We start from the raw sequence: 23,867 nt of genomic DNA, 5'->3' as shown, positions 1-23,867 counted from the left end.
GGACTCGCCGCGTCGGCTCACGCCTCGCCGTCACCGGACGGCTCATCACCCTGGCCAGTGGCGGCATGCTGGTGATGATTGACGGCACGGGCCGGCACCACGGTAGAGATGGCGTGCTTGTAAACCATCTGGCTCACCGTGTTCTTCAGCAAGATGACAAACTGGTCAAACGATTCGATCTGACCCTGCAGCTTGATGCCGTTCACCAAATAGATAGAAACAGGAATCCGCTCACGGCGCAGCGCATTCAAAAACGGGTCTTGGAGTGATTGCCCCTTAGCCATCTTCTTTTTTCCTTATAGTTTGTAGTTTTTAAACACCGGATATCACTATAACAACCTGATTATACAGGGAGTGTCAAGCCGCACCAGCGCTGGCGATGACCCTGGCGAGGTTGCCGGACTCACCAGATCCCAACCAGGTGACATCAGGCCAGCCCCGCAACCAGGTCATCTGCCGTTTAGCAAGCTGACGAGTGGCAACGATGCCACGATAACGCATCTCATCATACTCCAGTTCCCCGGCCAGGTAGTCCCACATTTGGCGGTAGCCAACGCAGCGGATAGAGGGTAGGTCTGGGGTGAGATCGCCCCGGGCGCGCAGGGCCCTGACCTCCTCTTCGAACCCCTGCGCCAGCATGAGATCGAAGCGCCGCTCGATGCGTTCATGGAGCAGGCTCCGATCGGCGGGGGCGATGGCAAACTGATGCACTCGATAGGGTAACCCCTCCCCCTGCACCCGGGTCAGCTCGGTGAGGGTCTTGCCGCTGATGCGATAGACCTCGAGAGCCCGGCTCAGCCGCTGGGGATCATTGGGATGAATACGGGCACCGGCCACCGGGTCGATGCGCACCAGCTCGTCGTGCAGCGCCAGCCAGCCGAGGCGGGCGGCCTCTTCCTCAATCTCGGCACGAATGGCCGGATCGGCAGAGGGCAGAGGGGAGAGCCCCTCCAGCAGCGCCTTGAAATAGAGCATGGTCCCGCCCACCAGCAGCGGGATGCGGCCACGACCGGCTATCTCGGCCATTTCACGCAAGGCGTCGCGGCAAAAGTCCGCCGCCGAATAGCTCAGGGCGGGATCCAGGATGTCGATCAGGCGATGGGGGGCGAGTCTGAGCTCATCGGCACTGGGCTTGGCGGTGCCAATGTCCATGCCGCGATAGATGAGGGCAGAGTCCACGCTGATGATGTCGCAGGGCAGGGCCTGGCACAGTTCGATGGCGAGATCCGTCTTGCCGGAGGCGGTAGGCCCCATCAAAAAAATCGCGCTCGGCAACTCGCTCACGTTCAGCTTCCTCTCACTGGGCAAAATACAGGGTCGTCTTGGCAGGCGGGCCCCGGCATCACTCCCCGCCCTCGGACGGAGATACCGGGCGCGTCCTCACTCGCCATCAAATTCGGCCAGGGCGGCGGCCAGGGACAGGGGGCGCAGCAGCCGCCTGTCGGCGAGGGGCTCACCGGGCAGATGGGCCAGCTCCCCCAGCAGGCGGTTGGCACTGGCAAAATCATATTGCTTGTCTGCGGCCAGCCCTTGCTCCACCAGCCACTGGCAGAGCACCTGGGCCTGTTCATGGTCGTCGGCCGCCCCGAGCCCGTCCACCAGCTGCAACAACTCGGGCAGCAGCCGGGCCAGGTCGGTCTGGCGCAGCAAGGCGGGCACCCGAGTCAGGATCATGGTGTCGCGTCCTCCGCTTTTCAACTCCAGCCCCAGGCGTTTGAGCAAGATTTCCTGCTCCTTGGCCACCTGCTGCTGGGATTTGGCCAGCTTGAAGGAGACGGGCAACAGCAGGGGTTGGGCCGCTAGCCCCTGTCCCCAGCCATCTTGCAGCCAGTGCCGCAGCAGGCGACGCTCCGCCGCCACCAGCCGCAGCAGGGCGAGTTGCCCCCCCTGCTCCAGCAGCAGATAGCGCCCCTCGACCAGAGAGAGTGCCCGGGCCACTTGCCCGCCCTGCGCCTCGTCCCTGGCCGGGCCAGCCTCCCCGGATTCGGGCAGCGTGGTGAGCAGAGCCTGCATGCCCCGCAACGCCTCCCGGCTCGGGGCCTCGGCCAAGCCGACGCCATGGCCCGTCATGGCCGCCGCTGGCCCCACCCTGCCCGCGCCGCCCCCACCGGCAGGGGCTCCTCCCCGCTCGCTCGCCCCCTCCTCGCGCACGGCGGCGGGGGCGCGATAGCCATGCTCGGCGCCGTACCAGTCGGTACGCGGAGCCTGGCCCGGATACTCGGGCGGCTCGGCCACCGGCAGGGTCACCTCGCTCATGGCCAGGGGGGCCTCTTCTCTGGCGCGATGCAGGGCGGTGAAGAGCGCCTGGTAGATGAAGTCGTGGATGAGCCGCGCCTGGTGGAAGCGCACCTCATGCTTGGCCGGATGGACGTTGACATCTACCTGGCGCGGATCCAGCTCTATATAGAGCACATAGGCGGCGAAGCTGCCGGCGGGCAGCAGCTCGTCATAGGCCTGGCGGATGGCGTGATTGATCAACTTGTCGCGCATCATGCGGCCGTTGACATAGGTGTATTGCAGGTCGTTCTGGGGCCTGGCCCCGGCGGGTGTGGCCAGCCAGCCCCGCAGCCGCACGTCGCTGTGCTCGCTCTCGATGGCCAGCGCGTGGTGCATGAAGGGGCTGCCACACACGGCGGCGAGACGGCGCTCCTGCTCCGCTATCGTGCTGGCGGCGCGATACTGGCGCACCAGCTTGTCGTTGTGGCGCAGCAGCAGGGTGACATCGAAGCGCGACAGGGCGATGCGGCGCACCAGCTCGTCGATATGGGCAAATTCGGTCTTTTCGCTGCGCATGAACTTGCGCCGCGCCGGGGTGTTGAAGAAGAGATCCACCACCTCGACCGTGGTCCCCACCGGATGGGCCGCCGGCTTGATGGTGACATCCATCTCCCTCCCCTCGGCCTGGGCCTGCCAGGCCTCTGACTGCGCCTGGGTGCGGGAGGTGAAGGTGAGCCGGGACACGGAGCTGATGGAGGCGAGCGCCTCGCCACGAAAGCCCAGGCTGTTGATCCCCTCCAGATCATCCAGGGTCGCCACCTTGGACGTGGCGTGGCGCGACAGCGCCAGCACCAGTTCGTCTTGCGCCACGCCGCAGCCGTTGTCACGGATGCGGATCAGCTTGGCGCCCCCCTTGTCGATGTCGATCTCGATCCGGCTCGCCCCCGCATCCAGGCTGTTCTCCACCAGCTCCTTCACCACGGAGGAGGGGCGTTCCACCACCTCGCCCGCGGCAATCTGGTTGGCAAGGATCGGGGGCAAAATACGGATCGGCATCGCTTACTCCTGATGGTTGACCTTGAACAAAGCCGGCGCCTTCACCATGGAGGCGGGCCGCACCACCCCATCACCGCCTGCGACAAGATACGGCTCGTCATCCCTTATCCTCTGGGGATGTAAAGCACCTGACCAATCTGGATCTCGTTGGATTTCAGATTGTTGTATTTCGCCAGTCGGGACATGGGGATGCCGTGGCGCTCGGCCAGGCGCGACAGGCTCTCACCGCGCCTCACCACGTGCCGTATGCTGCGCTGCTTGTCGATGGCGCTCTGCGCGCCATTGCCGGGCAGACTGGCCACCGGCTTGATGATCCCGGCCCCGGACGCGCTGGCCACGCCCACCACGGGGGCGGCAGCGCGGGCCGACTGGCTGGCGGGCGCCACCTGACTGACGGGGCGCTGCACCGTGCGGGTCGGGGAGCTGCTCACCTTGCCCGCCATGATGGGGCCCTTGGTGGGGTGCGCCCGGTAGTAGTTGCGAATGCCCTGGAAGATGGCCTGGGCCAGCTTGTTCTGATAGGCGGTGCTGGCCAGCTGTTTCTCCTCCTCGTGGTTGGAGATGAAACCCGTCTCCACCAGCACCGAGGGGATGTCCGGCGCCTTGAGCACCGCCAGACTGGCGTGTTCGGGGGCAGCCTTGTGCAGGCGGGCAACCCGCCCCATCTCCTTGAGGATCTGGCGGCTGACGTCGTACCCCTCGGCACGGGACTTGTCCATGGAGAGATCCAGGAAGGTGCGCGCCAGATAGGGGTTGGGATCCGATTCGGCGATCACCTTGCCGACGCCGCCGAGCAGCTCCCCCTGCTTCTCCTGTTTCTCCAGCCAGCTGCCCATCTCGCGATTGGCGCGGTTGGTGGAGAGCACCCAGACCGAGGCGCCCCGGGGGCGCGGGTTGTGGAAGCTGTCCGCGTGCACCGACACCAGCAGATCCGCCTTGGATTTGCGGGCTATCTCCGAGCGCTTGTTGAGGTCGACGAAGTAGTCGCCCCGGCGGGTCATCACCGCCTGCATCCCGGGCTCGCGGTTGATGAGTGCGGCCAGCTTCTGGGAGACCGCCAGGGTTACCCGTTTCTCGTAGGTGCGGCGCGGGCCTATGGAGCCGGGATCCTCGCCACCATGGCCGGCATCGATGGCGATGATCACCTTGCTGCCCGGGCTCGCGGGCGGCGGCGCCGCGTGCTTGGCGGTGCTCTCCTCGTAGGGGAGGTCGATCACCAGCCGGTGGCCATAGGGACCGGCCGGCGCCAAAGGAAACACCACCGGCTTGATGGCGGACTTGAGATCCAGCACCAGGCGCAGCCCCCCCTTGTCCACCGGGGTGCTCTCGCGGATTTTGCGCACCAGCTCGCTCTTGTTTTCCACCCGCGCCAGATTGGTGCCATTGCTGGCCCCCTTGAGGTCGATGACCAGCCGATCCGGCCCGGTCAGGGTGAAGTAGTTGAACTGGGGCGAACTGGCGAGATCCAGCACCACCCGGGTGTTGTCGGGCGAGGGCCAGATCCGCACGCTCTTGAGCTGGTTGGCCCAGACGGGCAAGGCCAACAGAGTAAACAACAGGGAGATTATCAGACGCACTTGGGTTGCAACCGTTCCAGAATGGCTTCGCCGATCGCAGTGCGGGCCACCAGCAGGGCCTCGCGCTGCATGTCTACATAGGTCAGGGTTATCTCGAGATCCGGGGCGGGCAGCCAGCCCTCTCCCTTCTGTGACCACTCCACCAGACAGAGGGTATGGGGGCCGAAGTAGTCACGGATCCCCATGAACTCCAGCTCCTCTGGATCAGCCAGTCGATACAAATCAAAGTGATAGACCTGCCAGGCGTCCAGCTCATAGGGCTCGACCAGGGTATAGGTCGGACTCTTTACCTTGCCTGAATGGCCGAGTCCCTGCACCCAGCCACGGGTGAGGGTGGTCTTGCCCGCCCCCAGGGTGCCGTGCAGAAATACTGTGGTCGCCTGCTCGCTGGCCTGGGCCAACTGACCACCCAGGGCGACGGTCGCTGCCTCATCCGGCAGCCTTATCATCAACTGTTTTGCCATCGTCTTCTTAATTTGTCAGGAATATCGGGGTTGGCCAGAAGGCGGATCCATGGCAACAGGTCCGATGCCAGCATGCCTCTCTCCCCTTCTGCCGCCGCCAGATCGGCGGCTTCCCCATGAATGACTGCCCCCAGGCAGGCCGCATCGCGTGCCCCCAGCCCCTGGGCCAAAAGGGCGGCGATTATACCAGATAACAGGTCGCCCATGCCGCCCCCCGCCATGCCCGGGTTGCCCTCGTGGCAGAGCCAGATCTGCTGGCCGTCCGCGATCAGGGTGCCCGCGCCCTTGAGCAGCACGACGCCGCCATAGCGCCCTTGCAGAGCCGCCACCGCGGCGAAGCGATCGGCCTCCACCTCGGCCACGCTGCACCCCAGCAGGCGTGCCGCCTCGGCGGGGTGAGGCGTGAGCACCCAATTATCCTGATGGCGAGGCCCTTGCGCCAGCCAATTCAGCCCATCTGCATCCAATATCAGGGGCAAATCCCGGCACAGGGCCGCCTCGAACAAGGCGCGAGCCCACTCGTCCCGCCCCAGTCCCGGCCCCAGCACCCGCACCGACTCCCAGGCGGGCGCCCGGGCAGAGTTGGTCTCTATCGAGGCCTCACGCAAGAGTGCGGACGCCGCCAGGCCCATCAGCTCGGGCTGAGTCAGGCTGGCGGCGGGATTGGCCGGATGCTGGCACAACCGCACCAGGCCGGCGCCCGTGCGCAGGCAGGCCATGGCCGCGAGCAGTATGGCGCCCCCCATCTCCTGATTGCCGCCGACCAGCAGCACCCGGCCATGGTGACCCTTGTGGGCGCTGCGGGGGCGCGGGGTGAGCAGGGGGGCTAGGCCGGGGTAATCGATGCGCCGGGCGGCGGGTGCCTGCCAATCCGCCAGCGCCAGGCCGAGGGGATCCAGATCCAGCTCGCCGCACCAGCTTGGCCCCTGCCCCGTCAGCAGCCCCTGTTTGAGGCCGACCAGGCAGAGGGTACGAGTCGCCTGCACCACGGTCCCCAGCACCTGACCCGTATCGGCATCCAGGCCGGAGGGGAGATCCACCGCGAGCACTGGGGCGGGCAAGGCATTGATGGTTGCGACAATCTCTGTCATGGCGGGGGAGAGCGACCTGTGGGTGCCGCTGCCGAGCAGGGCATCTATCACCAGATCAGGCCCGGGCGTCGCCCCGGTCGGGATCCTGTGGTCGTCGGCGAACCGCTCCACTCGTCCTCCCGCCGCCAGAAAAGCGGCGGCGGCGCTGTGGGCCTCCCCCTTGAGGGCCGAGGGGGCGCGGGCGGCGATGACCCGTACCGAGAGGCCGGCGGCCAGGGCCAGACGGGCCAGCACGAAGCCATCGCCGCCATTGTTGCCGGGGCCGGTGAAGACCCACCAGTGGCGCGCCTCGGGCCAACATCGTCTGGCATAGTCAAACAGGGCGCTACCGGCTCGCTCCATCAGGTCATGGAGGCTGATGCCCGCGGCGCCCGCCAGCTCGACCTCGGCCCGGCGGATCTCCTCGGTTCGCCACAGCGCCTCGGGCAGCGCCGCGCCAGGATGGCTCGGTTCGGTGCGAAGCTGTGGTAAACTGCCCGCACCTTTCCTGTTGATCTGCATCATGACGGCTCCCGATTTCGACAAACTGGCCCACGATATCAAGCTCTGGGCACGCGAGCTAGGATTTGACCAGGCCGGCATCACGGACACGGATCTGAGCCTGGAAGAGCCCAGATTGCAGGCCTGGCTGGATGCGGGCTATCACGGCTCCATGGATTACATGGCCCGCCACGGCATGATGCGCGCCCGCCCTCACGAGCTGCTGCCCGGCACCCTGCGGGTGCTGTCGGTGCGGATGAACTATCTCCCGTTCGAGGCAGGCTTCGCCGCCACCCTGCGTGACCCCAGCCTGGGCTACATCAGCCGCTACGCCCTTGGCCGCGACTATCACAAGCTGCTGCGCGCCCGCCTCAAGGCGCTCGGCGAGCGCATCGAGGCCCGCTGCGAGTCCCTGGGCTGGCGCCCCTTCGTCGACTCGGCCCCCGTGCTGGAGCGCCCTCTCGCCGCCAAGGCCGGGCTCGGCTGGGTTGGCAAACACTCACTCCTGCTCAATGAGTCCGCCGGATCCTTCTTCTTCCTCGGCGAGCTGCTGCTCAGCCTGCCGCTCCCCCTGGATCAGCCAGTGGAGAAGGAGCAATGCGGCAAGTGCGTGGCCTGCATCAACATCTGCCCTACGGGAGCTATCGTCGCCCCCTATGTGGTGGATGGCCGGCGCTGCATCTCCTACCTCACCATAGAGAGTGACGAGCCCATCCCCGTCGAGCTCAGACCCCTGCTCGGCAATCGCATCTACGGCTGCGACGACTGTCAGCTCATCTGCCCCTGGAACCGCTACGCCGATGCCAGCCCCGAGCCCGATTTTCGCCCGCGCCCCAATCTGCACAGCCCCAAGCTGCTGGATCTCTGGGCCTGGTCGGAGCCCGAGTTTCTCAAACATACAGAGGGAAGCCCCATCCGCCGCATCGGCTATCAGCGTTGGCGCCGCAACCTGGCGGTGGCCCTGGGCAACGGTCCGGCCGACGAGGCGGTCTTCGGCGCCCTGCGTTCGGCCCTGCCAGAGGCCCAACCCATGGTGGCCGAGCACATAGAGTGGGCACTGGCGAGCCTGACTGCCCGCCAGCAGGGGGAGAACCGCAAGACCCGGCTGCTTATCCGCTGCATCGAAAAGGGTCTGCCGGATCACGCTTGAGGGTCCGACCCCTTGCTGTTTTCGCGCACATTTTCCATGCTTTAGCGCGCCTGGGTGGCGCCATCATCACAAGGATCACAAAGATGCAGATATTGGGTGTGGACATAGGAGGCTCGGGCATCAAGGGGGCCCTGGTCGATACGCAGAGCGGCGAGCTCATCGGCGAGCGTCATCGCATCCCGACCCCGCAACCCGCCACCCCGGCGGCCATCGCTCACGCCCTCAAGCAGCTGGTCGAGCACTTCCAGTGGCAAGGCCCCATCGGCTGCGGCTTTCCCGCCACCATACATCACGGCGTGGCCAAGAATGCCTCCAATATCGACAAGAGCTGGATAGAGACGGATGCGGCAAGGCTGTTTGGCGAGGTGACGGGCCTGCCCTGCTTCGTGCTCAATGACGCCGATGCCGCCGGTCTGGCCGAGATGCGTTTCGGCGCCGGGCAGACCCATGGCGGCGTCGTCATCCTGGTCACGGTCGGTACCGGCATCGGCACGGCCCTGTTCGTGGAGGGGCACCTGCTGCCCAACACCGAGCTGGGTCACCTGATGCTGGAAGGCATGGTTGCCGAGCGCTACTGCTCCGATGCGGCGCGCAAGCGCGAGGATCTCTCCTGGGGGAAATGGGGCAAGCGCTTCAATCAATATCTGGCCCGGCTCGAGTTTCTGTTCTCCCCCGACCTCTTCATCCTGGGTGGGGGCTGCGCCGCCAAGCTCGACAAGTTCGTGGACAAGATAGCGACCCGGGCGCCCCTCATCGCCGCTGCCAGCCTCAATCAGGCCGGGATCATCGGGGCCGCGCTCTACGGCGCCGAACAGATCAGGTTGCAGCAGGGGACCAGGAAAAAACGGGGCGGCGCCCCCAAGCAGACCCACTGAGACGGAGCGGGCTCAAGCCGTCCAGCGCCATGCACTCCCCTGCCATGGCGGCGCCTGGCGGGACCCTCCTGCCCTAGAGGTCATCGAGCCGATGGGCGCCATGGACCAGACGGGTCAAACGGGCCTGCTCCAGCCCGCTCAGGCTGCGCAGCAGGGCGGCGGTGGCCTCGGTGGGGCATTCCCCTGCCAGCCTGTCCAGCTCGGCCACCAACCGCCCCTCCAGATCGCAGGCCAGGGCCACTATCTCATCCCCTTGCGCCCCGGCCGGCAGCGTCAACTCGGCGATGAGGGGCAGCAGCTCCTCATCGAATCCCTGCTCGAACCAGGTCAGGGCCTGGGCCTCCCCCAGCTGCTGGGCATACTCCTCGAGGTGAGCGGCGGCGGCATCTTCCCTCCCCCGCAGATACACCAGCAACATACGGCTGCGTTCGGCATCCACTTCCCGGCCCAACCGGCCATAGGCCAGCGCCAGCCTGTGGTGCACCTCCCCGAGATAGCGCAACAGATCCTTGATTTGCTTGCTGCTCATGACTTCTGTCCCCTTGTCATCACTCTGCCCCAGTATAGGGCGTCCCAGGCGCCGCCCCTGCGGGGATCCCGCCCTCCCTTGCGTTGCATCAAGGGGAGCGTCAACAAAGGGGCGCCTGAGCCAAAGCGGTACATTTTATGCCTGCCGCCGAGGCGACGGGCCGGGTCGGAACAGAGGCGGCGCAATGACGCGGGAAGGGATGCGGGGAGCAAGGGGCAAACAAGGAGATGCTGGGATATGGGCAGAAATGACCAGCCAGAGAGGCAGACAGCAAGAGCGAGGGATGCGGGGGAAGAGACTCGAACTCGCGACTCCGACCCTGGCAAGCGCGGACCATGCGCTACCAACAGAGCATGACGATGACGGTATTGAAATTCTGGGGCTGGATAGACGAACTTTGAAGAGAGATTGGAGCGGGAAACGAGACTCGAACTCGCGACCCCGACCTTGGCAAGCGCGGACAATGCGCTACCAACAGAGCATGACGATGACGGTATTGAAATTCTGGGGCTGGATAGACGAACTTTGAAGAGAGATTGGAGCGGGAAACGAGACTCGAACTCGCGACCCCGACCTTGGCAAGGTCGTGCTCTACCAACTGAGCTATTCCCGCAACGAAGGGTGTGCATGACGGCTATCACTGACGGCTTGCGGATGCTTGGAGCGGGAAACGAGACTCGAACTCGCGACCCCGACCTTGGCAAGGTCGTGCTCTACCAACTGAGCTATTCCCGCATCGATTCGATATGAGGTCGATGCATCTGCAAACAGGGTACTCTTTTGCAAGAGTGGAGCGGGAAACGAGACTCGAACTCGCGACCCCGACCTTGGCAAGGTCGTGCTCTACCAACTGAGCTATTCCCGCAACGGATAGTGCCAATAACAGGTACTGCTGACGTCTCTGCGGATGCGTGGAGCGGGAAACGAGACTCGAACTCGCGACCCCGACCTTGGCAAGGTCGTGCTCTACCAACTGAGCTATTCCCGCATCGATTCGACATGAGGTCGATGCATCTGCAAACACGGTATTTTGCAAGAGCGGCGCGGGAAACGAGACTCAAGCTCGCTACCCAGCCTTGGCAAGCACTATCATGCTCCACCAGCCTGGCTACTCCGGCAAAACGTATTGGAGCGGGAAACGAGACTCGAACTCGCGACCCCGACCTTGGCAAGGTCGTGCTCTACCAACTGAGCTATTCCCGCAACATGGATACTGCAAGAAGGGCGAATGCTTGGAGCGGGAAACGAGACTCGAACTCGCGACCCCGACCTTGGCAAGGTCGTGCTCTACCAACTGAGCTATTCCCGCATCATCTCGGCGTTACACCGAAGCATCTGCCTATCTCTTTGTTTCTTCATCGATATTGGAGCGGGAAACGAGACTCGAACTCGCGACCCCGACCTTGGCAAGGTCGTGCTCTACCAACTGAGCTATTCCCGCAACATCATCGATAAAAAAATCGTGCGGCATTTGGTTGCTTGCGCTACCACACGGGAGCCGAATTATAAGAGCCGGGGGATCAATTGCAAGGGCTTTTTTGTCCAGCAACGCCTGTTCGCTTAAAAGCTGGTCGAACTGCCGATTTTCCCAACCGATGGTGCCGGTTGCCCCCTGCTTTGTCCCTCCCCCTCCTGTTCAGAGCGAGCGGCCTGGCTCGTCCCCGCTCAACACGGGCCTGAGGAACCGGCTTAGATCTTGAAGACGTGGGCGCGATAGAACTGCAGCTCGGCGATGGACTCGCGGATGTCGTCCAGCGCCTGGTGGGAGCCGCTCTTCTTGAATTGATCCAGCAGTTCCGGCTGCCAGCGACGGACCAGCTCCTTGATGGTGCTGACGTCGACGTTGCGGTAATGGAAGAAGGCTTCCAGCTGTGCCATGTGCTTGACCATGAAGCGGCGATCCTGACCTATGCTGTTGCCACACAGCGGGCTGGTGCGCTCCGGCACCCACTGGCGAATGAAGGCGAGGGTCTCGGCCACGGCCCTGGCCTCGTCATGCTGGCTCGCCTTGACCCGGGCCACCAGGCCGCTCTTGGTGTGGGTGTTGACGTTCCACTCGTCCATCTTGGCAAGCTCTTCGTCGCTCTGGTGAATGGCGAGCACGGGCCCCTCGGCCAGCACGTTCAGATCCTTGTCGGTGATGATGGTGGCGATCTCGATAACCACGTTCTGTTCGGGGTCCAGCCCCGTCATCTCCATGTCGATCCATACCAGGTTCTGGGCGCTGACTGTCATGATTGCTCTCTCTATCTCGGGAGGAATGGCGGAATTTTGCCAAATTGCATGTATCATACTGGCTTTGGATCTGTTCATAAACTGGCAAACCCCGTGGCAAAGAAAGCGAAACTCAATCTGGGTCAACAAAGGCGTGTCCAGGTCAACCGCGAGAAGCGGTTGCAAAAAGAGCACAACAATCAGGTGGACGACACCCTGTTTGGCCCGGCCATCGAAGGCATGGTGATCAGCCGTTTCGGTCAGCATGCGGACGTGGAGGCGAGCGACGGCACCATACACCGCAGCAACCTGCGCCGCAGCAGCATCAGCAGCCTGGTGTGCGGCGATCGCGTGGTGTGGCGTCCCGGCCTGAATGAGGCAACCCCAGGGGTCATAGAGGCGGTGCATCCGCGCCACTCTGTGCTGACCCGGCCGGACTTCTACGACGGGGTCAAGCCCATCGCCGCCAACATAGACCAGATCGTCATCGTCTCGGCGGTGATGCCCGAGTTCTCCACCAACATCGTCGACCGCTACCTGGTGGCCGCCGAAGATGTGGAAATCGCCCCCCTCATCGTGCTGAACAAGGTCGACATGCTCGATGACGCGGCCCGAACCCGCATCGAGGATCAGCTCAAAGCCTACCGCAAGCTCGGCTACCCGGTGCTGCTGGTGAGCTGCGAGAGCGGCGAGGGGCTCGACGAGCTCAAGGCGGCACTGACCGACAAGATCAGCATCTTCGTCGGCCAGTCCGGGGTGGGCAAGTCATCGCTCACCAACGCCCTGATGCCGGGGCTGGGCGTGCTCACCGGCGAGATCTCCGAAAACTCGGGGCTGGGTACCCACACCACCACCACGGCGCGGCTCTATCACTTCCCGAGTGGCGGCGATCTCATCGACTCCCCGGGGATCCGCGAGTTCGCGCTCTGGCACCTGGAAGCCGATCGCATCACCTGGTGCTTCGTCGAGTTTCGCGACTACCTGGGAGGCTGCAAGTTTCGCGACTGCACCCACAAGGACGATCCCGGCTGCGCCCTGCGCGGCGCGGTCGAGCGGGGCGACATCAGCGCCGACCGCTTCCACAACTATCACCGCATCCTGGAAACCATGCAGGAAGCCCGCCACGGTCGGCAACAAGCCCGGCTGTGACCCTATGCAACCTAATCGATGATGAACATGAGCATTACTGACAACCTGAAAATTGCCGGCCAATACTGTCTGCCCAAGCACGCCCTCTCCCGCCTGGTGGGCAAGCTGGCGGCCGCTGAGGCTGGCAAGCTCACCACCCGGGTGATCGAGGCCTTTATCAAGCAGTACGGCGTCGACATGAGCGAGGCGCTGCACGAAGACCCCGCACACTATGCGAGCTTCAATGCCTTCTTCACCCGCGAGCTCAAGCCCGGTATCCGCCCGCTGGTGGAAGACCCCATGACCCTGGCCCTGCCGGTGGATGGCACCGTCAGCCAGCTCGGCCCCATCAGCCAGGGCCGCATCATCCAGGCCAAGGGCCACGACTACAGCGCCCGCGAGCTGCTCGGTGGCTTCGAGGATCTGGTGGCGCCGTTCAAGGATGGGGAGTTTGCCACCATCTATCTGGCGCCCAAGGATTACCACCGCATCCACATGCCCCTGGACGGCGTGCTGGAGAGCATGGTGTTCGTGCCCGGCGATCTCTTCTCCGTCAACCCGCTCACCGCCGAGAAGGTGCCCAACCTGTTTGCCCGCAACGAACGGGTGGTCGCCACCTTCCGCACCCCCCAAGGCCCCATGGCCCTGGTGCTGGTCGGTGCCACTATCGTCGCCAGCATAGAGACCATCTGGGCCGGCAACATAGCGCCGACCAGAGAGAAGAAGGTGGTGCGCTGGGACTACACGGGGGATGAGGCCATCACCTTGCAAAAAGGCGCCGAGATGGGGCTGTTCAAGCTCGGCAGCACAGTCGTCTGCCTGTTTGGCCCCGGCATGCTGGCCGGTTTCGAGCCGCACCTGGCCAACGGGGTCACCACCCGCATGGGTCAGCCCTTTGCCACCCTGGCGGAGCCGGCATGAGCGACCAGCCCAAGTCAGCGCCGCCGGGCGCCTCCCAGAAAAACAACCCTTTGCACGGGTTGACCCTGGAGGCGATCGTCACCGCCCTGGTCGAACACTACGGCTGGGAGACGCTGGGCCAGGAGATCAACATCCGCTGTTTCACCGATAATCCCAGCATCAAGTCGAGCCTGAAGTTCTTGCGCAAGACCCCCTGGGCCAGGGAGAAGGTAGAGAGCCTCTATCTGTATGTGCAGCGCAAACAGGCGAAGAAGAAGGAAGGGCCAGATGGCATTTAAGATTACCTACACCTATCAGAAGCAGGCCAGAGAGATAGGCTACTCCAACGACAAGTTTCGCAGCATCTATGATGCCATCGCGGCCGCCGAGGGATTGGATCTCAAGGCATTTCACGCCATGGAGGCCCAGCTGGCCCAGGTGTGTCGCCGCGACAAGAAGAGCGTGAAGGATTTCCAGGAGAACTACTTCAAGGAGCTGGGCTTCTCCAACATCGTCATCTTCCGCGATCAGGAGTGAGCCGGCCCGCGCCGTGTCATGCCATGAAAAACCGGGCCCATGAGGCCCGGTTTTTCATGCAGTGCCAGGCTCAGACCCGATATCAGTTGCCCAGGGTGGCGAACAGGCTCTGCTCCAGGGTACCCCGTGACACGCAGACCGGCGTGATGGAGGGCGCCGCCACCCGCTCGCCGGAGGCTTCGACGAAGAACAGCTCCGTGTTGCCCTTGACGTTGACGGTGGCCACGCTGTTGGTGCCGCTCTGGGTGATGATCAGGTTGATCTGCAGATTGGGGTTGCCCAGCGCCACTTTGGAGCCCATGGTGCCGCAATCGAGCCACTCCAGGCCATCGGCGGCCTGCTCTATGTTGGCTGTCATCAGCCCCGAGCCACGCTGGCTGTTTTCGATGTTCAGGCCGTGATCGGCAAACCACTTCTCGGCACGGGCCCACACCAGATCCACCGGGATCTGCATCTCCTGGGTGTTGTTGGTCGCCTTGGCGATAGGCGGGTTGTAGCGGTACTGCTCGCCACCGTTGTTGTCCGCCGCACAGCCTGCCAGCAGCAGCGCCAGGGCGCTCCCCATTATTTTTTTCATCTGTCTCTTCTCGTCTCATCATGAGGCCATAGGCCAACCGGCGGCTATTATGGCGCCGGGACAAGCGGCTGTCAGCAGGGCAACAAAGAAATGATCGGTGCCCAAGCGGCCTTTACAAAAAGGCTTACCTGTCATAGATTTGCTCGAAACTTGCCCTTTGAGCCCATCTTTCCATCTTGTTTACCCCAGACCAGCTTCAAGCCCTCATCGATCAGCTCCCCATGACGATTTTCTGTCGGGATCCGGCTGGCCGTTATCTGCTGGTCAATCGCCAGTTTGCCCGGCACGCGGGCGCCACCCACCCGAGCGAGCTCGTCGGCAAGACGGATGGGGAACTGCCCTGGGGCAACCTGTATCGGGAAGAGGACGCCCAGATCCTCGCCAGTGGCCAGCCGCTGCTGCACCAGCAGCAACTCTGCCATGGGGAAGAGCGTGACTACTGGATAGAGACCCACAAGATCCCGCTCTACGATGAGGCCGGTGAGCCCTTCGCCCTGTTTGGCGTGGTGAGCGAAATAGGCCAGCACAAGGCGCTGGAGCAGACCTTCAAGCAGCAACAGCTGCTGCAACGCCGCCTGCTGGACGCCATCCCCGACCCCATCCGTCTCGAGGATCACGATGGCCGCATGCTCGATTGCAACCAGGCCTTCCTCGATTTCATGGGGCTGCAGGCGAGCGAGGTGCTGGGTCACAACATCAGCCAGTATCTGCCCCCCCAGATGCCCATGGGGCGCGGCGAATACTGTCTTTTCGACGCCAGGGGCCAAGGTCGCCATCTGGAGATCACTCGGGTCGAGGTGCCGGACGACAACGGCCTCTCCCTCGGGGTACTGACCCTGAGCCGCGATATCACAGGGCTGCGCACCACCCAGGCGCAACTGCAACAGGAGCAGCACTACGACAGCCTCACCGGCCTGCTCAAACTCTCCCACTTCCTGCAGACCAGCCGTCACCTGGGCGGACGCCCGGCAGGCCTGCTGCTCATCGATCTGCAACACTTTCGCGAGATCAATGATAGATTCGGCATTCGCATCGCCGATCGGCTGCTCAGCCAGGTCGCCCAGCGCCTGCAACGGCTCACCCCGGCCAACGCCCTGCTGTGCCGGGTCGCCGCCGATGATTTCGCCCTGCTGCTGCCCGAGCCGGGCAAGCCCCTGCTCGAGTGGAGCCAGCGGCTGCAAGGGGAGTTGATGGCCCCCTACCAGGTCGAGGAGCACCGCATCCAGGTCACCGCCTTCCTCGGCATCGCCCAGGGGCGCGCCAACGATGCCGAGCGTCTGCTGGGCCATGCGGAGGCCGCCCTGGCCGAGGGCAAGCGGCTGCAACAGCACTGCACCCTGTTCGATCCCCTGCTCTATCAGCAGTTGCAGCGACGCAAGCGCCTCAGCGCCGACTTGCCCCAGGCGATCCGCTCGGCCGAGCTGGTGGCCGTCTACCAGCCCATCATCTGTGCCCGGCAGGACAAGTTACACGGCGCCGAGCTGCTCTGCCGCTGGCCCCACCCCCAGCTCGGCATGATAGCGCCGGACGAATTCATTCCCCTGGCCGAGGAGCTGGGGCTCATCGGCCGACTCGGGGATCTGATGCTGGAGCAGGGCTGTGCCCAGCTCGCCCGCTGGCAGGCGGTGTGGCCGAGTCTGATGCTGTCGGTCAACCTCTCGCCCCTGCAGTTTCGTGACCCCGGCCTGTGCGACCACATCCAGGCCTGCGCCCACCGCCACGGCATCGCCCCCGCCACCCTGGAGCTGGAGATCACCGAAGGCGTGCTGATGGAGAATGCCGACGAGATAGAGCAGAACCTCTCCAGCCTGATCAGGGCCGGCTTCCAGCTCGCCATCGATGACTTCGGCACCGGCTATTGCTCGCTGGCCTATCTGCCCCGGCTCGAGGTCGCCACCCTCAAGCTCGACCGAAGCTTCACCCGGGATCTGGTCAGCAATGGCGCCACCACGGCCATCGTCCGCTCCGTCATCGGCCTGGGCCATGAGCTCGGCATCCAGATCACCGCCGAGGGGGTCGAGACCCAGGAGCAGCGCCGCTGGTTGAGCGAGGCGGGCTGCGATCGGCTGCAGGGTTATCTGTTCAGTCGCCCTCTCCCACCAGACGAGTTCGGCCGCAGCTACGGTCTCGGCGACTGACCGCCCGCCACCATTCCCGCCAGACGAGTTCGGCTGCAGTTACGGTCTCGGCGACTGACCGCCGCCATCACTCCGCCAGACGAGTTCGGCCGCAGCTACGGTCTCGGCGACTGACCGCCCGCCACCATTCCCGCCAGACGAGTTCGGCCGCAGTTACGGTCTCGGCGACTGACCGCCCGCCACCATTCCCGCCAGACGAGTTCGGCCGCAGCTACGGTCTCGGCGACTGACCGCCTGCCACCATTCCGCCAGACGAGTTCGGCCGCAGCTACGGTCTGGGGGACTGACCACCTGCGGTCAGATCCAGATAGCAGAAGGCCACCCGCAGGTGGCCTTCTCGTTTATGGCAGCGCTGTCCGCTTTCGCTCTGCTAGCCTGGCTGTGGCCCGGCATCACTCCTGGAAGTAGGTGCCCCAGCCGTCGTAATCGACGCCGTATTTCTCCAGGATGGGACGCATCTTCTCGATGTCGGCGAGGATCCGCTCCACATCCAGGGCGCATTCGACCGTGGCATCGAAACAGAAGATGGTGGCGCCGTCGTCCAGCTCCATCTCTTCGGCATCGGTCACTTCGAAGCCGGCCTTGAACAGGTCCACCGCGGCCTTTTCCAGCAGATCGAAATCCTGGCAGGCGAAGTGGTGTTCAATCTCGTAATCAAGATCGGGGTTGCTACCATCGGCCAGCAGTTCGTTGACGATGGCGCTGGTCTCTTCGCGCCACTCTTGCATATCCAGACTCATGTTGCCTCCCAGGCGGTATGGTTGCGCAAAGCATACCTGTCCGGTGCGCCGCGCTCAACGAGTGTCGACGCCATCTCGCCTCTCCTCAGCACCCCGGCCCTATCCCCCAAATGGGGACATGCCCGTTTTGGGGGAACATCCGCACCATATTCCAGGAAATCGCGACAAGAGCGCATAGATCACAGGAAAAAACCAGACATGACAGAAGGATCGGACCATGGCGCCGCTCTCCAACAGCACGGGGCAAGCGCCCGGGCACCATGACAAAGTGGGACGACCCGGGTTATCAAGGGTCGGCAAGCCAGCCTTGCAATCGAGAGAGGAGCCCGACCGGGCTCCTTTTTTTCACGTGATGGAGCACGTTGATAATGACTACAAAAACCATACTGAGCCTGCTGGTCGGCTCGACCCTTGTGATTGGAAACCCAACCCAGGCCGCCCCGGCCCATGGCCCGTTCGATGCCCCCCTGGCCGATGAAACCAAGGTGCTGGAGATGCTCAAGCAAAGCGGTCGCATCCCCACCCTGGCCTCCCCCGAGCAGGAGCAGGCCGCCCTGGCCCGCTTCTACCGTGACAAGTCCCGGGCCTATCAGGGCCAGGGGGGCACCTTGGCGCTCAAAGAGGGGCGGGTGCGCGAACGCATCCTCAAGAAGATCCGCCAGCAGGGCACGGCACGGCCGGGGGACAGGGTGCCCACCCTGCTGCTCAAGGCCATCGAGAAGGAGCACTACCGGGGCAGCATGCGGCAGGACAAGATCCTCGCCATCCTGGTGGACTTTCCCGACTATCCGAAAAACAGCGTCACCCCGGATCTCACCAGGATGTATTACCCGGACTACAGCCCGGCCCACTACAACGACCTGCTGTTCTCCGCCAAGGGCTATGCCGGGCCCAATGGCGAGCGCTTCATCTCCATGCGCCAGTTCTACGAGCAGCAGTCGGGCCAGAGTTACAGCGTGCGCGGCCAGGTGGCGGGCTGGTACACCGCCAGCCAGCCTGCCGCCTACTACGGCAGCAACCTGAACGAGACGGCGGTGCGCGAGCTGGTGAAGGAGGCCCTGGCCCAGGTGGCGGCGGATCCCGCCATCGATCTCGCCGAGTTCGATCAGGAGGATCGCTACGATCTCAACGGCAACGGCAAGCTGAACGAGCCGGACGGCCTCATCGACCACCTGATGATCTTCCACTCCAGCGTGGGGGAAGAGGCCGGTGGCGGCGATCTGGGCGAGAATGCCATCTGGGCCCACCGCTGGAACCTGGGCGCCCCCTACCCCATCCCGGGCACCAACAGCCCGGCGGGAGACTTCAACGGCCAGTATGCCGCCTACGACTACACCATACAGCCCATCGATGCGGCGGCCGGGGTCTGCGCCCACGAATATGGCCACGATCTCGGCCTGCCGGACGAATACGACACCAAGTACAGCGGCAAGGGGGAGCCGGTGGCGACCTGGTCCATCATGTCATCCGGCTCCTGGGCGGGGGTCATCGGCGGCACCGAGCCGACCGGCTTCTCCCCCTGGGCCAAGGCGTTCCTGCAGGCCTCCCTCGGCGGCAACTGGCTGCACGGCAGCAACGTGCATGTCGACGACCTCGGCCGGCGCGACAATGTCTACATGCTGGATCAGGCCAACGACAAGGGGCGCAACGACGACGTGGTGCGCATCAACCTGCCGGCCAAGCAGGTGCCCCTCAATCCCCCCTACGCCGGTCAGTTCCAGTACCACGGCGGCAAGGGCAACAACCTGGACAACCGCATGAGCCTCGCACTTGACCTGAGTGACCGCCAGAGCGCTACCCTGACCTTCAAGACCTGGTATCAGATTGAGGAGGGCTACGACTACGGCCGGGTGCTGGTCAACGGCGAGCCCATCCCGGGCAACCTGACCACCAGCGACGATCCGAACGGGGTCGGTTTCGGGGTCGGCATCACGGGCAACTCCGACGGCTGGGTGGAGGCCGAGTTCGACCTCACCCCCTGGGCCTGCCAGCAGATCCAGCTCAGCTTGCACTACCAGAGCGATGGCGGCGTGGCCGAACACGGTCTGTTCGTGGATGACATCCAGCTCGCCGCCGACGGCGAGGTGCTGCTCAGGGACGGGGCCGAGGCCAGCTCCGCCTTTACCCTGGCCGGTTTCGTGCAAAGCAAGGGCGACGAGGCCAGGGAGCACTACTATCTGGCGGAGTGGCGCAACCACGCTGGTGTCGACAAGGGGCTGGCCCACATCAATGTCAGCGACCAGCTGATGCGCTACGAGCCGGGCATGTTGCTCTGGTACGTGGACAGCAGCCAGGAAAACAACTGGGTGGGCCTGCATCCGGGCGAGGGCTTCCTCGGCGTGGTGGACGCGGATCAGCGTACCCTGACCTGGAGTGACGGCGCCGTGGCCGGCACCCGCTACCAGATCCACGATGCCACCTTCAGCCTGGGCTTCCAGCGCCCCCTGCAACTGGATCACCCGAGTGGCTCCTTCCTGCGGGATCTCTGGCTGGCCCCCAGGCGCATCTTCAAGGATGGCAATAGCTACCAGAGCGACGCCATCCCGGATGCGGGCCGCACCCTGCCCCGTTACGGCCTCAAGATTGCGGTCACGGGCCAGGCGCGGGACATGAGCACGGGGCGCATCATCATCAGCAGACAGTGACCCCTGATACCAGGCCCCGGCAGGGGCCTTTTTACCGCTATCCCCCAAGCCCCCACCGCCATTGGCGAGGAAAACGGCGGATTGTGCAGATGTCGAGCGAACGGTGAATTAATCGAGCCACGCGGTTGACACTGCCGCGGCAAAAGGGTTTAATGCGCGCCGTTGCCCAGATAGCTCAGTCGGTAGAGCAGGGGATTGAAAATCCCCGTGTCGGCGGTTCGATTCCGTCTCTGGGCACCAACTATTCCTCCTTAGTTCAGTCGGTAGAACGGCGGACTGTTAATCCGTATGTCACTGGTTCAAGTCCAGTAGGAGGAGCCAAATTTGAAAGGCCCGCTCAATCGAGCGGGCCTTTGTCTTTTCACGGCCGGGGCGGCGCTGACAGCCCGCCGCCCCTCTGCTCACCCCGCCAGCTCTATCTTGCCGTAATCGAGGCGATTCTCTTTCGGTGCCCCCTCAATGCTGCACACCTCGTTGAACCTGTACCTGAGGATATAGCCGAAGCAGGCGAAGAAGAGCCCTATCACCAGGGCGCCGACCCACTGGATCTGGAGGAAATCGAGCTGGAACAGCAGGGTCAGGCCGGCCAGCATCAGCAGGTTGAGCCCGAAGTAGCGCCATGGGCCGAGCCGCTGGGTCGTCAACCCCAGGTTGTCGGTGTAGAGGCGGATCAGGGAGTCGAGGGAGTTGATCACCATGGTGATCCCCACGGCGACCATGGCCCAGTTGAAGAAGCCGGCGGTCGACAGTCCCTGCTCGTGGTAGTAGTAGAGCACGGCGAACCAGACGGCGATGGCCAGAGAGGGGAACACCAGCATGGCCCCCAGCAGCTGCCAGGTGCGCAGGCCGCCGACGAAGCGGGCGGTGAACTGGCCGATCATGATGCTCCAGGAGAACCACCAATAGAGATAAAAGGCGTGGTAATCATTGAGGGGCAGCACGAAGCGCTCTATGTGACCAAAGTAGCCCCCCACCAGCGCCAGGGTGGCGACGAAGTCTCCAGGGCTGCCCGCCGGGGTGAGGAAGGCGGCGCCCCACATCAGGGCGATCAGGGCGATGAAGCAGCTCGTGGTGCCCAGGCTCAGGATCCGCACAAACTTCAGACTGGTGCTCGAATAGATGGAGAGCCCTATCACCACCAGCACGAGCAGGTAAAAACTCGCCACCAGGCTCTCGCCATCCCCTATCTGGGGCAGGTACCAGGGCAGGTTGCTCAGCAGCAGATAGGCTGTGAAGGCGCAGGTGCCGATGATCACCAGGTTGTTGAGGAACTTCACCGGTGCCAGCTCAAAGAACTTCACTCTGGGTTCTATCACGCAAAAATAGAAACACGTCAGGAAGTAGAAACCCCAGATGAGAAAACCCCAGTAGCCGAACTCGATGGCGAGCGGATTGGTGAAGCCGTATTCCGGGCTCCCCTGAAGATCGGCATAACCGGCAAACTCGGTGAGCGGAAACATGATGAGTCCCACGTCCAGGCCGGAGGTGAACAGGATGGCGATAAAGGTGAAGGTGCGTACCGGCGTGGTGCCGATGCAGCGGATATTGCCCCAGCGATAGAGGACAAACGCGATGGCGGCAAAGGTAAAGAGGATCCCCGCACTGAGCCAGGCCGTCATGACTGACCTCCCGCGCTATCCATTTCGTGACCAAACATAGCTGCTCCTTGTCATTGCATTGTGATGTTCAAGGTGGGCAGTTCGGCTTCCTGCGGCCATGGCTTCCCCTACCCCACGGCGGCGGGGGAAGGGATGGACGCAGGATCAGGACTTAACTATCGCCAGCGCACAGAGGGCCCGGCGATAGGTAAAGACTGACGAACTGCCGCGATAGGGTGCTCTCTGCACCCAGTGTCGTTGTGGTGAACCCTCAGGCCAGGGCGCGCACCGGCGCCCGGGGGCGCTGCTTCTCCTGCCAGCATTCGGCCAGCCCCACCCCGACCGGAAGTGCCGCGAGCGGCGCCTTGCCGAGGATCAGATCCGCGGCGCGCTCGGCCACCATCAGGGTGGGGGCATTGAGGTTGCCGTTGGGGATGGTCGGGAAGATGGAGGAGTCCACCACCCGCAGCCCTTGCAGGCCATGAACCCGGGTCTGGGGATCCACCACCGCCATGGGATCCGTCCCCATCTTGCAGGAGCAGGAGGGGTGATAGGCGCTCTCCACGGCACTGCGCACGAAGGCATCGATCTGCTCGTCGCTTTGCACCGAGGCCCCCGGCTGTATCTCCTCCCCCCGATAGGCATCCAGCGCAGGCTGGCCGATGATCTCCCGGGTCAGGCGCACGCAGGCGCGAAAGCCTTCGACATCATCGGGATGGGAGAGGTAGTTGAAGCGGATGGCAGGAGCCTCGCGGGGATCGGCCGAGCGCACTTTCACCTGGCCGCGACTGCGGGGCTTGTTGTGGCCGATGTGCACCTGGAAGCCGTGGCCCGCGAACGCCTCCCTGCCGTCGTAGCGCATGGCGGCGGGCAGGAAGTGGTATTGCAGATCCGGCCAGGGCACCCCGGCTTTGGAGCGAATGAAGCCGCAGGACTCGAAGTGATTGGTCGCCCCCAGGCCATCCTTGCGCAGCAGCCAGCGGCTGCCGATGAGGAATTTGTCCCACAGACCCAGTTTGCCATTGAGGGTGATGGGTTGCTGACAGCGAAACTGGAAGTAGAACTCCAGATGATCCTGCAGGTTTTCGCCCACCCCGGGCAGAGGATGCAGCACCCCTATACCCGCCTGGCTCAGGGTATCGGGGTTGCCGATGCCGGAGAGTTGCAGCAGATGGGGAGAGCCGATAGGCCCGGCGCTCAGGATCACCTCCTTGTCGGCTCTCACCTCCTCTATCTTTCCTGCCCGCGCGAAGCGCACCCCGACCGCCCGCTTGCCTTCCAGCAACACCTTGTGGACCAGGGCGCCGGTTTGCACACTGAGGTTGGCCCGCTCCATGGCAGGCCTCAGATAGGCGTTGGCACTGGAGCTGCGCACCCCCTGCTTCACCGTCATGTGCATGGGGCCGAACCCCTCCTGCTGGCGGCCGTTGTAATCGGCCGTGGCGTCATAACCCGCCTCCACGCCGGCGTCGACGAAGGCCTGGTAGAGGGGGTTTTGCATCTGGTTGCCGTTGTTGACTCCAAGGGGCCCTTCGTCGCCGCGGTAATCATCCCCACCGAAGGCCCACTGCTCGGCCCGCTTGAAGTAGGGCAGGCAGTGGCCATAGTCCCAGCCCTCGGCCCCCGCCTGCTGCCACTCGTCAAAGTCACCGGCGTGGCCGCGCACATAGACCATGCCATTGATGGAGGAAGATCCCCCCAGCACCTTGCCCCGGGGGCAGTGCATGCGCCGCCCATCCAGATGGGGCTCGGGCTCGGTCTCGAACTGCCAGGCATACTTTTTGGTGTTCATGGGGATGGAGAGGGCAGTCGGCATCTGGATGAAGATGCTCTTGTCGCTGCCCCCCGTCTCCAGCAGCAGCACCTGATGCCGGCCATCCTCGCTCAGGCGGTTGGCCAGTACGCAACCGGCGCTGCCGGCCCCCACTATGATGTAATCGAATCGCTTCAT

Annotated in this window: 20 protein-coding genes and 9 tRNA genes; 10 read left to right on the top strand and 19 right to left on the bottom strand. The window is 64.0% G+C overall.

Annotated features, from left to right (window positions below):
- Window positions 1-17: 17 nt before the first annotated feature.
- The 6 genes from hfq to ACLHZ1_RS06415 form a co-directional block, all read right to left on the bottom strand.
- Window positions 18-284, bottom strand: a complete 267-nt coding sequence (gene hfq, locus ACLHZ1_RS06440) for an RNA chaperone Hfq (RefSeq protein WP_408792843.1) — start codon at window positions 282-284, stop codon at window positions 18-20.
- Window positions 285-357: 73 nt separating this feature from the next.
- The gene (gene miaA / locus ACLHZ1_RS06435; protein WP_427261468.1) at window positions 358-1,275 is read right to left on the bottom strand and encodes a tRNA (adenosine(37)-N6)-dimethylallyltransferase MiaA; all 918 of its coding nucleotides are present in this window, start codon (window positions 1,273-1,275) and stop codon (window positions 358-360) included.
- A 105-nt stretch (window positions 1,276-1,380) separates the two neighbouring features.
- Entirely contained in the window at window positions 1,381-3,273 is a 1,893-nt protein-coding gene (gene mutL / locus ACLHZ1_RS06430; RefSeq protein ID WP_427261416.1) for a DNA mismatch repair endonuclease MutL, read from the bottom strand.
- Between the two features lie 104 nt (window positions 3,274-3,377).
- Window positions 3,378-4,850, bottom strand: a complete 1,473-nt coding sequence (locus tag ACLHZ1_RS06425) for an N-acetylmuramoyl-L-alanine amidase (protein WP_427261415.1) — start codon at window positions 4,848-4,850, stop codon at window positions 3,378-3,380.
- Entirely contained in the window at window positions 4,841-5,314 is a 474-nt protein-coding gene (tsaE, locus tag ACLHZ1_RS06420; protein ID WP_427261414.1) for a tRNA (adenosine(37)-N6)-threonylcarbamoyltransferase complex ATPase subunit type 1 TsaE, read from the bottom strand. Before tsaE ends, ACLHZ1_RS06425 begins: the two co-directional genes overlap by 10 nt.
- On the bottom strand, window positions 5,299-6,909 hold the full coding sequence (locus ACLHZ1_RS06415) for an NAD(P)H-hydrate dehydratase (RefSeq protein ID WP_427261413.1): 1,611 nt from the start codon (window positions 6,907-6,909) through the stop codon (window positions 5,299-5,301). Before ACLHZ1_RS06415 ends, tsaE begins: the two co-directional genes overlap by 16 nt.
- Here ACLHZ1_RS06415 and queG point away from each other — a divergent pair.
- Together queG and ppgK are read left to right on the top strand one after the other, a co-directional pair.
- Window positions 6,908-8,035, top strand: a complete 1,128-nt coding sequence (gene queG / locus ACLHZ1_RS06410; protein ID WP_427261412.1) for a tRNA epoxyqueuosine(34) reductase QueG — start codon at window positions 6,908-6,910, stop codon at window positions 8,033-8,035. The two genes, ACLHZ1_RS06415 and queG, sit on opposite strands and share 2 nt — an antisense overlap.
- A gap of 83 nt (window positions 8,036-8,118) precedes the next feature.
- On the top strand, window positions 8,119-8,910 hold the full coding sequence (gene ppgK, locus ACLHZ1_RS06405; protein WP_427261411.1) for a polyphosphate--glucose phosphotransferase: 792 nt from the start codon (window positions 8,119-8,121) through the stop codon (window positions 8,908-8,910).
- A 73-nt stretch (window positions 8,911-8,983) separates the two neighbouring features.
- Here the strand turns inward: ppgK and ACLHZ1_RS06400 are convergent, their stop codons facing one another.
- The 9 genes from ACLHZ1_RS06400 to orn form a co-directional block, all read right to left on the bottom strand.
- Window positions 8,984-9,439 carry a hypothetical protein gene (locus ACLHZ1_RS06400; protein WP_427261410.1) on the bottom strand — a complete coding sequence of 152 codons (456 nt, stop codon included), beginning with the start codon at window positions 9,437-9,439 and terminating at the stop codon, window positions 8,984-8,986.
- A gap of 537 nt (window positions 9,440-9,976) precedes the next feature.
- Window positions 9,977-10,052: transfer RNA gene (locus ACLHZ1_RS06395), tRNA-Gly, on the bottom strand.
- A 46-nt stretch (window positions 10,053-10,098) separates the two neighbouring features.
- Window positions 10,099-10,174, bottom strand: a tRNA-Gly gene (locus ACLHZ1_RS06390).
- A gap of 54 nt (window positions 10,175-10,228) precedes the next feature.
- A tRNA-Gly gene (locus tag ACLHZ1_RS06385) sits at window positions 10,229-10,304 on the bottom strand.
- A gap of 47 nt (window positions 10,305-10,351) precedes the next feature.
- Window positions 10,352-10,427: transfer RNA gene (locus ACLHZ1_RS06380), tRNA-Gly, on the bottom strand.
- Between the two features lie 139 nt (window positions 10,428-10,566).
- A tRNA-Gly gene (locus ACLHZ1_RS06375) sits at window positions 10,567-10,642 on the bottom strand.
- A gap of 30 nt (window positions 10,643-10,672) precedes the next feature.
- Window positions 10,673-10,748: transfer RNA gene (locus ACLHZ1_RS06370), tRNA-Gly, on the bottom strand.
- A gap of 56 nt (window positions 10,749-10,804) precedes the next feature.
- A tRNA-Gly gene (locus ACLHZ1_RS06365) sits at window positions 10,805-10,880 on the bottom strand.
- A 248-nt stretch (window positions 10,881-11,128) separates the two neighbouring features.
- Entirely contained in the window at window positions 11,129-11,674 is a 546-nt protein-coding gene (gene orn, locus ACLHZ1_RS06360; protein WP_408792855.1) for an oligoribonuclease, read from the bottom strand.
- A 93-nt stretch (window positions 11,675-11,767) separates the two neighbouring features.
- Here orn and rsgA point away from each other — a divergent pair, with 93 nt between their 5' ends.
- From rsgA to ACLHZ1_RS06340, 4 genes are read left to right on the top strand one after another with little or no spacing between them, the layout of a single operon-like run.
- A complete protein-coding gene (gene rsgA, locus ACLHZ1_RS06355) occupies window positions 11,768-12,802 on the top strand; it encodes a small ribosomal subunit biogenesis GTPase RsgA (protein WP_427261409.1) in 1,035 nt (344 codons plus the stop codon).
- 27 nt (window positions 12,803-12,829) lie between these two features.
- Window positions 12,830-13,702, top strand: coding sequence for an archaetidylserine decarboxylase (asd, locus tag ACLHZ1_RS06350; protein WP_427261408.1), 873 nt, complete (start codon window positions 12,830-12,832; stop codon window positions 13,700-13,702).
- A complete protein-coding gene (locus ACLHZ1_RS06345; RefSeq protein WP_427261407.1) occupies window positions 13,699-13,980 on the top strand; it encodes a VF530 family DNA-binding protein in 282 nt (93 codons plus the stop codon). Before asd ends, ACLHZ1_RS06345 begins: the two co-directional genes overlap by 4 nt.
- On the top strand, window positions 13,970-14,218 hold the full coding sequence (locus tag ACLHZ1_RS06340; RefSeq protein ID WP_408792862.1) for a DUF2960 domain-containing protein: 249 nt from the start codon (window positions 13,970-13,972) through the stop codon (window positions 14,216-14,218). Before ACLHZ1_RS06345 ends, ACLHZ1_RS06340 begins: the two co-directional genes overlap by 11 nt.
- An 82-nt stretch (window positions 14,219-14,300) precedes the next feature.
- Here ACLHZ1_RS06340 and ACLHZ1_RS06335 read toward each other — a convergent pair whose 3' ends face one another.
- Window positions 14,301-14,795 carry a hypothetical protein gene (locus ACLHZ1_RS06335; RefSeq protein ID WP_427261406.1) on the bottom strand — a complete coding sequence of 165 codons (495 nt, stop codon included), beginning with the start codon at window positions 14,793-14,795 and terminating at the stop codon, window positions 14,301-14,303.
- A gap of 221 nt (window positions 14,796-15,016) precedes the next feature.
- Here ACLHZ1_RS06335 and ACLHZ1_RS06330 point away from each other — a divergent pair, with 221 nt between their 5' ends.
- A complete protein-coding gene (locus tag ACLHZ1_RS06330) occupies window positions 15,017-16,933 on the top strand; it encodes a sensor domain-containing protein (protein ID WP_427261405.1) in 1,917 nt (638 codons plus the stop codon).
- Window positions 16,934-17,325: 392 nt separating this feature from the next.
- On the opposite strand, the gene rraB is transcribed toward ACLHZ1_RS06330, so the two are convergent.
- Complete coding sequence (gene rraB / locus ACLHZ1_RS06325; RefSeq protein WP_427261467.1) at window positions 17,326-17,661, bottom strand: ribonuclease E inhibitor RraB; 336 nt, start codon at window positions 17,659-17,661, stop codon at window positions 17,326-17,328.
- 380 nt (window positions 17,662-18,041) lie between these two features.
- Between rraB and ACLHZ1_RS06320 the strand changes: the two genes are divergently transcribed.
- From ACLHZ1_RS06320 to ACLHZ1_RS06310, 3 genes are all read left to right on the top strand, one after another.
- Window positions 18,042-20,318, top strand: coding sequence for an immune inhibitor A domain-containing protein (locus ACLHZ1_RS06320; protein WP_427261404.1), 2,277 nt, complete (start codon window positions 18,042-18,044; stop codon window positions 20,316-20,318).
- A 164-nt stretch (window positions 20,319-20,482) separates the two neighbouring features.
- Window positions 20,483-20,558 (top strand) — tRNA-Phe (locus tag ACLHZ1_RS06315).
- A 5-nt stretch (window positions 20,559-20,563) separates the two neighbouring features.
- Window positions 20,564-20,639, top strand: a tRNA-Asn gene (locus ACLHZ1_RS06310).
- An 80-nt stretch (window positions 20,640-20,719) separates the two neighbouring features.
- Here the strand turns inward: ACLHZ1_RS06310 and ACLHZ1_RS06305 are convergent.
- Together ACLHZ1_RS06305 and betA are read right to left on the bottom strand one after the other, a co-directional pair.
- On the bottom strand, window positions 20,720-21,937 hold the full coding sequence (locus ACLHZ1_RS06305; RefSeq protein ID WP_427261403.1) for a BCCT family transporter: 1,218 nt from the start codon (window positions 21,935-21,937) through the stop codon (window positions 20,720-20,722).
- A gap of 250 nt (window positions 21,938-22,187) precedes the next feature.
- The gene (gene betA, locus ACLHZ1_RS06300) at window positions 22,188-23,867 is read right to left on the bottom strand and encodes a choline dehydrogenase (RefSeq protein ID WP_427261402.1); all 1,680 of its coding nucleotides are present in this window, start codon (window positions 23,865-23,867) and stop codon (window positions 22,188-22,190) included.

It is taken from the genome of Aeromonas sobria (assembly GCF_050266975.1).
In the GTDB taxonomy this organism is placed as follows: Bacteria; Pseudomonadota; Gammaproteobacteria; order Enterobacterales; family Aeromonadaceae; genus Aeromonas; species Aeromonas sobria_B.
This window is presented reverse-complemented; position numbering and strand designations above follow the sequence as displayed.